Origin of the sequence: Enterovirga sp. CN4-39, assembly GCF_049446235.1 — a bacterium.
In the GTDB taxonomy this organism is placed as follows: domain Bacteria; phylum Pseudomonadota; class Alphaproteobacteria; order Rhizobiales; family Beijerinckiaceae; genus Enterovirga.
Genome location: NZ_JBMSEF010000045.1, coordinates 1 through 6,464, shown reverse-complemented (window position 1 = coordinate 6,464; position 6,464 = coordinate 1). Strand labels below are relative to the sequence as shown.

General features: G+C 71.4%; 6 protein-coding genes. All 6 read right to left on the bottom strand.

Translation table 11 applies throughout. From position 1 onward, the window contains the following. Positions 1-63: 63 nt before the first annotated feature. On the bottom strand, positions 64-546 hold the full coding sequence (locus ACO2SS_RS28565) for a (2Fe-2S)-binding protein (RefSeq protein WP_423281264.1): 483 nt from the start codon (positions 544-546) through the stop codon (positions 64-66). A 184-nt stretch (positions 547-730) separates the two neighbouring features. Next, positions 731-1,555 (bottom strand): FAD binding domain-containing protein, encoded by an 825-nt coding sequence (locus tag ACO2SS_RS28560; protein WP_423281263.1) that lies wholly within the window; start codon positions 1,553-1,555, stop codon positions 731-733. Positions 1,556-1,558: 3 nt separating this feature from the next. Next, entirely contained in the window at positions 1,559-2,011 is a 453-nt protein-coding gene (locus ACO2SS_RS28555; protein WP_423281262.1) for an SRPBCC family protein, read from the bottom strand. 5 nt (positions 2,012-2,016) lie between these two features. Beyond that, positions 2,017-2,454, bottom strand: a complete 438-nt coding sequence (locus tag ACO2SS_RS28550) for an SRPBCC family protein (RefSeq protein ID WP_423281261.1) — start codon at positions 2,452-2,454, stop codon at positions 2,017-2,019. 6 nt (positions 2,455-2,460) lie between these two features. After that, positions 2,461-5,355 (bottom strand): flotillin domain-containing protein, encoded by a 2,895-nt coding sequence (locus ACO2SS_RS28545; RefSeq protein WP_423281260.1) that lies wholly within the window; start codon positions 5,353-5,355, stop codon positions 2,461-2,463. Between the two features lie 175 nt (positions 5,356-5,530). Further along, positions 5,531-6,373: a phosphoenolpyruvate hydrolase family protein gene (locus ACO2SS_RS28540; RefSeq protein ID WP_423281259.1), complete on the bottom strand. Its 843-nt coding sequence runs from the start codon at positions 6,371-6,373 to the stop codon at positions 5,531-5,533. Between the last annotated feature and the right edge of the window lie 91 nt (positions 6,374-6,464).

Here is a 6,464-nt window from a genome sequence, read left to right as displayed (position 1 = left end):
CCCTCTGGGGGCGGTGGCGGCCCGCAGGGCCGACGGAGGGGGCGAGCCAGCCGCTCATCATCCTCACGCCCGCCGCATCTGGCGGCCGCCCGCGGCTGCGAGGATCGCCGCGATGATCGGCTCGTAGCCGGTGCAACGGCAGATATTGCCCGAGATGCCGTCGATGACCTCGTCCCGGGTCGGGTTCGGGTTCTTGGCGAGGAGCGCGCGGGCGGCGGTCAGCATGCCGGGCGTGCAGAATCCGCACTGGGCGGCGAAATGCTCCATGAAGGCGGCCTGGAGCGGGTGGAGGTCAGGCCCGTCGGCCATGCCGGACGCGGTCTCGACCGCCCTCCCCTCGCAGGACAATGCGAGCGTGAGGCAGGACAGGTGCGGCTCGCCGTCGATCAGCACCGTGCAGACCCCGCAGGTCCCCTGCCCGCAACCGTATTTCGGCGCGAAATCCCCGAGCCCGCGCCGTAGCGTGGTCAACAGGCTGTCGGCGGGATCGACGAAGGTGGCGCGATCGGAGCCGTTGAGCCGGAACTGGACCGGGAGCTTGGTCATCGGGTCGCCCCCTCCACCATGCTTCGCATGGTCCCCCTCCCCCTTCGGGGGAGGAGATGGCAGCTGAACCTTCGCGCCAAGACGACAAGGCTCGAGCGCGCCGACGCGTCTCCTCCCCCGCAGGGGGAGGGGGACCGCCCGAAGGGCGGTGGAGGGGGCAGCGCGCGGCCAATGTCGGACCCGCTCATCGCCCCTCCCCTCCAAGCAGCCGGCCGAGATGCACGGGCAGCACCTCGCGCCGGTACCATTCGCTCGCGATCGCATCCGTCGCCGGCCGCGTCCCCTCGCCTGCCGCCTGGCGGGCCGCGCCGATCGTCGCCGTATCGAGAACCCTGCCCTCCAGCGCCCGCTCCACGCCCTTCGCCCGGACGGGCGTCGGCGCCATCGCCCCGTAGGCAACGCGCGCGCCCGCCACCCGACCGCCCGACATCGGGAGATGGGCCGCGATGGAGAGGACCGATATTCCCTTCGGCCTGACCCGGCTGGCCTTCCGGAAACGGAAGTCGCCGGCGCCCTGGGGCCGCGGGAAGGTTACGGAGGTGACGAAGCCCTGGCCGCCGCGCTCGCGCCCGGCCAGGAACTCCTCCACCGGGATCGGGCGGCCGCCGCCATAGCCCGCCTGCAGGGTCACGTGCGCATCGAGGGCAAGGAGCGCGACCGTGAAGTCGCCATAGGGCGCCTCGGCGAAGAGGTTGCCGCCGATCGTGGCGGCGCTGCGCAAAGCCGGGCCGCCGATCGAGCCTGCGGCCGGATGGAGAAAGGCGAGATCGCGGCTCGCCAGGATCATCGCCATCGTCACGCCCGCGCCGAGCTCGATGCGCGCGCCCCCGGTGGCGATCTGCCGGAAGGCCGGATCGATGATCCGCACCAGCGTTCCCTCCGTGAGCCGGCCCTCGTTCACGTCGCGCATGAGGAGGGTGCCGCCGCCGAACAGCCGCGCAGTGCGGTCCCCCGACAGGATGCTGGCCGCCTCCGCGATCGTCTGGCAGGTCCTGACCTCGACGGGCATCGCTCAGCCCTCCTGGCGCGCGAGCGCCGGCAGCTGGCGCACCGCCTCGATGCCGTTGGTGTAGACCTCGTCCCCGACCGTGGCCGCGAGCTCGGCCTCCCGCCCCGGCGGGGTCGTGAACCGGCTTTCCCAGTGCCAGAAGCTCCGGTTGCCGTCCGTGACCGGCAGCAGGCGGACATGCGCCACGTAGTTGAAAAGCGGGATCGGCGTATCGAGCAGGCAATAGCTGAACGTCATCTCGAGGTCGGAGAGCGTCAGCAGCTGCTCGCGCAGTTCGCTTCCGTCCTGGAGCGTGAAGCGGCGGACGCAGCCGATCCGGTCGGAAGGCTGCGAGCGCTCGATCTCGCTCCTGGCGACGATCGGGTGCCAGCTCTCGTGGCCGTTGAAGTCGCGCAGCACCGACCAGAGCGCGTCCACCGGCGCGTCGATGATGGTTGAGCGGACCACGCGCGGCATCCCGCTCACCCGCCGAATGCACGCTTGAGGGCGTCGAAACCGCCCTGGAAGACGTTGGCGCCGATGCCCGCCACGAGCTCAGCCTCGCGCTCCGGCGCGCAGTCGAAATCCGCGGACCACTCGACGAAGGTGCGCTCGCCATCCGTGACCGGCGTCAGCCGGAGCGTCGCCACGTAGTTCGTCAGCGGCATAGGCGAATCGAGGATCGAGTAGGTGCAGAACATGTCGTAGTCGGAGAGCCCGAGAAGCTGCTCGCGCAGCCTGTCGCCGTTGCGCAGCGTGAAGGCCCGGATGCAGCCGACCCGGTCGGCGGGCTCGCCGTTCTCGATCCGGCTCTCCGCGATGCCCGGATGCCAGTTCGGCAGGCCGTTGAAGTCGCGCACGCGCGCCCAGACCCGGGCGGCGGAGGCCGGGATGACGCTGGAGACGTAGACGCGGGCCATCGTGCCTCAGACCTTCTCGGCCGGCGGGACGGACCCGCCGCCGCGGCCCGCCTTCTTGGGCGCCGCGCCGTCGGGCTTCGGCGCGCCACCGCCCGCCTCCTTGGCGACGCGCTGCATGTCGGAGGCCTCGCGCATCAGCCCGCCCATCTTGGCGAGGTTGCCGCCCTCGATGCCGATCTCCTTGAGCACCTGGTCGATCATCGGCGCCTGGACGCGGTAGCGTAGCGCGGACTCGATCACCTCGTCCGTGGGCGACCGCCCGTTGCCGCCCCCGCCGCCGTTCACGCCCGCCAGCCCGTCCACGTGGAGGATGCGGATGCCCTCGATCTTCTCCATGGGCTTCACGCTTTCGCGCACGATGCCCTCGATGCGGTCGAGGAGCCGCCGCCTGAACAGGCCGTAGCGGGCGCCGTCGGAAAGCACGTTCTCGGCCTCGTAGAGGAGTTTCTGCGCCTCGGCCTCGACCGCCCGGCGGACCCGGTCGGCCTCCGCCGCGATGCGGGTCTCCTCGGCTGCCGTCTGGGCCAGCAGCACCTCGACGGTGTGGCGCCGGCGCGCCTCCTCGCTCTCGCGGACCGTCTTGACGCGCTCCTCGGCCTCGACCGCCTCGGCGCGGGCCTGTTCGGCGCGGGCCTGGGCCGCCGATTCCTCCAGCGACTTGGCGAACAGCGTGATCGCCTTGTCCATCGCGGCGCTCTCCACGTCGCGCTCGCGGGCGATCTCGAGCTTGCGAAGGTCGCGCTGGCGGCCGACCCGCGCCTCGTCGAGCCCCCGGTCCGACGCGATCCGGGCGCGCTCGACCTCCTCGTTCGAGGCGATCTGAGCCTCCTGCAAAGCCTGCGTGCGTGCGACCTCGAGCTGTTCGATCGCCCGCCGGCGCTCCAGGCGGGCGGCCTCGAGCGCCTGCTCGCGCGTGACGTCGGCCCGCTCGACCTCCTGCCGGGTGACGATCTCGGCCTGCCGCAGCGAGCGGTCCGCCTCCGTGCGCTCCACCCGCTTGCCGGCGAGCGTGATGGCGCGCTCCTCCTCGGCGATCTCGATCACGCGCTTCTGGTCGATCTGCAGCAGCTCGCGCGTCCGGGCCGACGCGATGCGCTCCTGTTCGAGCGCGAGCTCGGTCGCGATGCGCTGGCGCTCGACCGCGTCGCGCCGCTTGATCTCGGCCGCATCGAGCTCCTCGGCGCGCCGGATCTCCAGCTCCTTGGTGGCGAGATCGGCCGCGATCCGCTCCGCGTTCACCGCCTTGTCCTGCGCGATGCGGGCCGCCTCGACGGCCTCGCGGGCGCTGATCTCGGCCGTGTCGATCGCCCGGTTACGGGCGATCTCGAGGCCGCGCACCTCCTCGTCGCGCTGGATGCGCTCGGCCGAGACGGTGCGCTCCTGCGCGATGCGCTTGCGCTCCACCGTCTCGCGGGACGCGATCTCGGCCTCTTCGACGGCCAGCTCGCGCCCGATCTCCAGCAGGCGCTTGCGCTCCTCGAGCGCGACGCGGTCGACCGTGATTGCGTCCTCCTGGGCGATCCGGGCCTTCTCGATCGCCTCCCGGGCGGCGATCTCGGCCTCGTCGAGCGCCCGGTTCCGGGCGATCTGCATCGCCCGGACGCGCTCCTCCTGGGCGATGCGGGCGGTATCCACGGCCTCGCGCGCGGCGATCTCCTCCTGGTCGAGGGTCCGGGTGCGCTCGATCTCGAGGTTCCGGGTCTCCTGCTCGCGGGCAATGCGCTCGGCGCTGACCGCTGCCTCCTGCAGGACGCGGGCGCGCTCCGTCGCCTCGCGCGCCGCGATCTCGGCCGCTTCCAGCAGCCGGCCGCGCTCGATCTCTTGGCTCCGGATCTCCCGCTCGGACGCGATACGGGCCGCGTTGATGACCTGCTCGTTGGCGATCCGGGCGCGCTCGATCACCTCGCGGGCGGCGATCTCCGCCTCCTCGACCGTGCGGGTGCGCTCGATCTCCTGCTGGCGGATGTCGCGCTCGGAGGCGATCCGGGCCTCGCTGACCGCGCGCTCGTTCAGGATGCGCGCCTTCTCGATCGCCTCGCGCGCCTGGATCTGCGCCTCCTCGGCCTCCGTGTCGCGCAGGGCCCGCTCGCGGGCGACCTCGGCGCGCTGCACCGCGCGCCTGATCTCGATCTCGCGCTGCTGCTCCAGCCGCGCCGCCTCGCTGTCGCGCTCGATGTCGAGGGCCTGCCGTTCCGCCTCGAGGTTGCGGGTGCGGATGCGGATCATCGAGTCCTGCTCGATGTCGTTGCGCAGCTTCCGCTTCTCCTCGATCTCCTCGATGATCCGGGTCAGGCCCGCCGCGTCGAAGCGGTTGGACGGGTTGAAATATTGCAGGTCGGTCTGGTCGAGGTCGGTCAGCGCGACGGATTCCAGCTGCAGCCCGTTCTGGTCGAGCACCTCGGCAGCCGCCTCCTTGACGCGCTGCACGTAGAGGCCGCGCTGCTCGTGCATCTCCTCCATGGTCATCTCGGAGGCCGCCGTGCGCAGCGCCGAGATGAACTTGCCCGACAGGAGCGAATTCAGCTGGTCGGGCTGGAGCGTGCGCCGGCCGAGGGTGGCGGCCGCGATCGCCACCGCCTCGCGCTGCGGCCGCACGCGGACGTAGAACTCCGCATCCACGTCGACTCGCATGCGGTCCCGCGTGATGAGCGCATCCTCCTTGGCGCGCGTGACGGCCAGTTGCAGCACGTTCATGTTCACGGGGGTGACGTCGTGGATGATGGGCAGCACGAAGGCGCCGCCATTGATCACCACCCGCTCGCCGAAGAGGCCGGTGCGGACGAAGGACACCTCCTTCGAGGAGCGCCGGTAGAGCCAGTTCACCAGGTAGACGGCGATCGCGATGACGATCACCGCCACGATCAGCCAGAGGATCAATGCGCCGATCAGCTGCCCGGTCATCTCGGATGTCTCCCCCGTTCTGATTTCTTGTTTCGATGCGTGAGTAGCCCCCTCCACCAGGCTGCGCCTGGTCCCCCTCCCCCTGCGGGGGAGGAGACGCGGACCGCGCCGCCTCGTCTCCTCCCTCGCAGGGGGAGGTGGCGGCCCGCAGGGCCGACGGAGGGGGCAGCCCCAGTCACGGCCGACCTCGCCCGATCATCTTGAAGGCTCGGGTCTGGTCGCGGATCGCCACCTCGACGGGCAGCCGCTCCATCGAGGAGGCGCCGTAGAAGCCGTGGCAGATCCGGGTGTTGCGCATGATGAAATCGGCGTCGGCGGGCTCCGCGACGGGGCCGCCATGGACAAGGACGAGCACGTCCTCCTTCACGGCCCGGGCGGCCGCCGCCCACCTGTCGACGCGCTCCGGGCAATCCTCGAGCTTCAGGGCCGTCTCGGCCCCGATGCTGCCGCCGGTGGTCAGCCCCATGTGGCAGACGATGATGTCGGCCCCGGCCGAAGCCATGGCGCGCGCGTCCTCCTCCGAGAACACGTAGGGGGTGGTCAGGAGGCCCTTGCGGTTCGCCACCGCCACCATCTCGACCTCGAGGCCGTAGCCCATCCCGGTCTCTTCGAGGTTCTGCCGGAAGGTGCCGTCGATCAGCCCGACGGTCGGGAAGTTCTGCACGCCCGCGAAGCCGACCCGGATCACCTCGTCGAGGAACACCTCCATGCGGCGGAAGGGATCGGTGCCGCAGATTCCCGCGAGGACCGGCGTCTTGCGGACGACGGGCAGCACCTCGGCCGCCATCTCCATCACGATCGCATTGGCGTCGCCGTAAGGCATCATGCCCGACAGCGAGCCGCGGCCCGACATGCGGAAGCGGCCGGAATTGTAGATGACGATCAGGTCGATGCCGCCGGCCTCCTCGCACTTGGCCGACAGCCCCGTGCCGGCGCCGCCGCCGACGATCGGCTCGCCCCGTGCCGCCATGTCGTGGAAGCGGCGGAGGAGTTCCGCCTTGTCGAAAGCCGCGCTCATGTCTCGACCGCCATCGTTCCGGCTGGAGCCGGGACGGCGCCGCCGCCGCTCCGCCCCCCCAGGGGGAGGGGGACCGCCCGCAGGGCGGTGG

Coding starts and splice junctions, on each gene's coding strand:
- ACO2SS_RS28565 (WP_423281264.1), bottom strand. CDS start 546: ATGACCAAGCTCCCGGTCCAGTTCCGGCTCAACGGCTCCGATCGCGCC.
- ACO2SS_RS28560 (WP_423281263.1), bottom strand. CDS start 1,555: ATGCCCGTCGAGGTCAGGACCTGCCAGACGATCGCGGAGGCGGCCAGC.
- ACO2SS_RS28555 (WP_423281262.1), bottom strand. CDS start 2,011: ATGCCGCGCGTGGTCCGCTCAACCATCATCGACGCGCCGGTGGACGCG.
- ACO2SS_RS28550 (WP_423281261.1), bottom strand. CDS start 2,454: ATGGCCCGCGTCTACGTCTCCAGCGTCATCCCGGCCTCCGCCGCCCGG.
- ACO2SS_RS28545 (WP_423281260.1), bottom strand. CDS start 5,355: ATGACCGGGCAGCTGATCGGCGCATTGATCCTCTGGCTGATCGTGGCG.
- ACO2SS_RS28540 (WP_423281259.1), bottom strand. CDS start 6,373: ATGAGCGCGGCTTTCGACAAGGCGGAACTCCTCCGCCGCTTCCACGAC.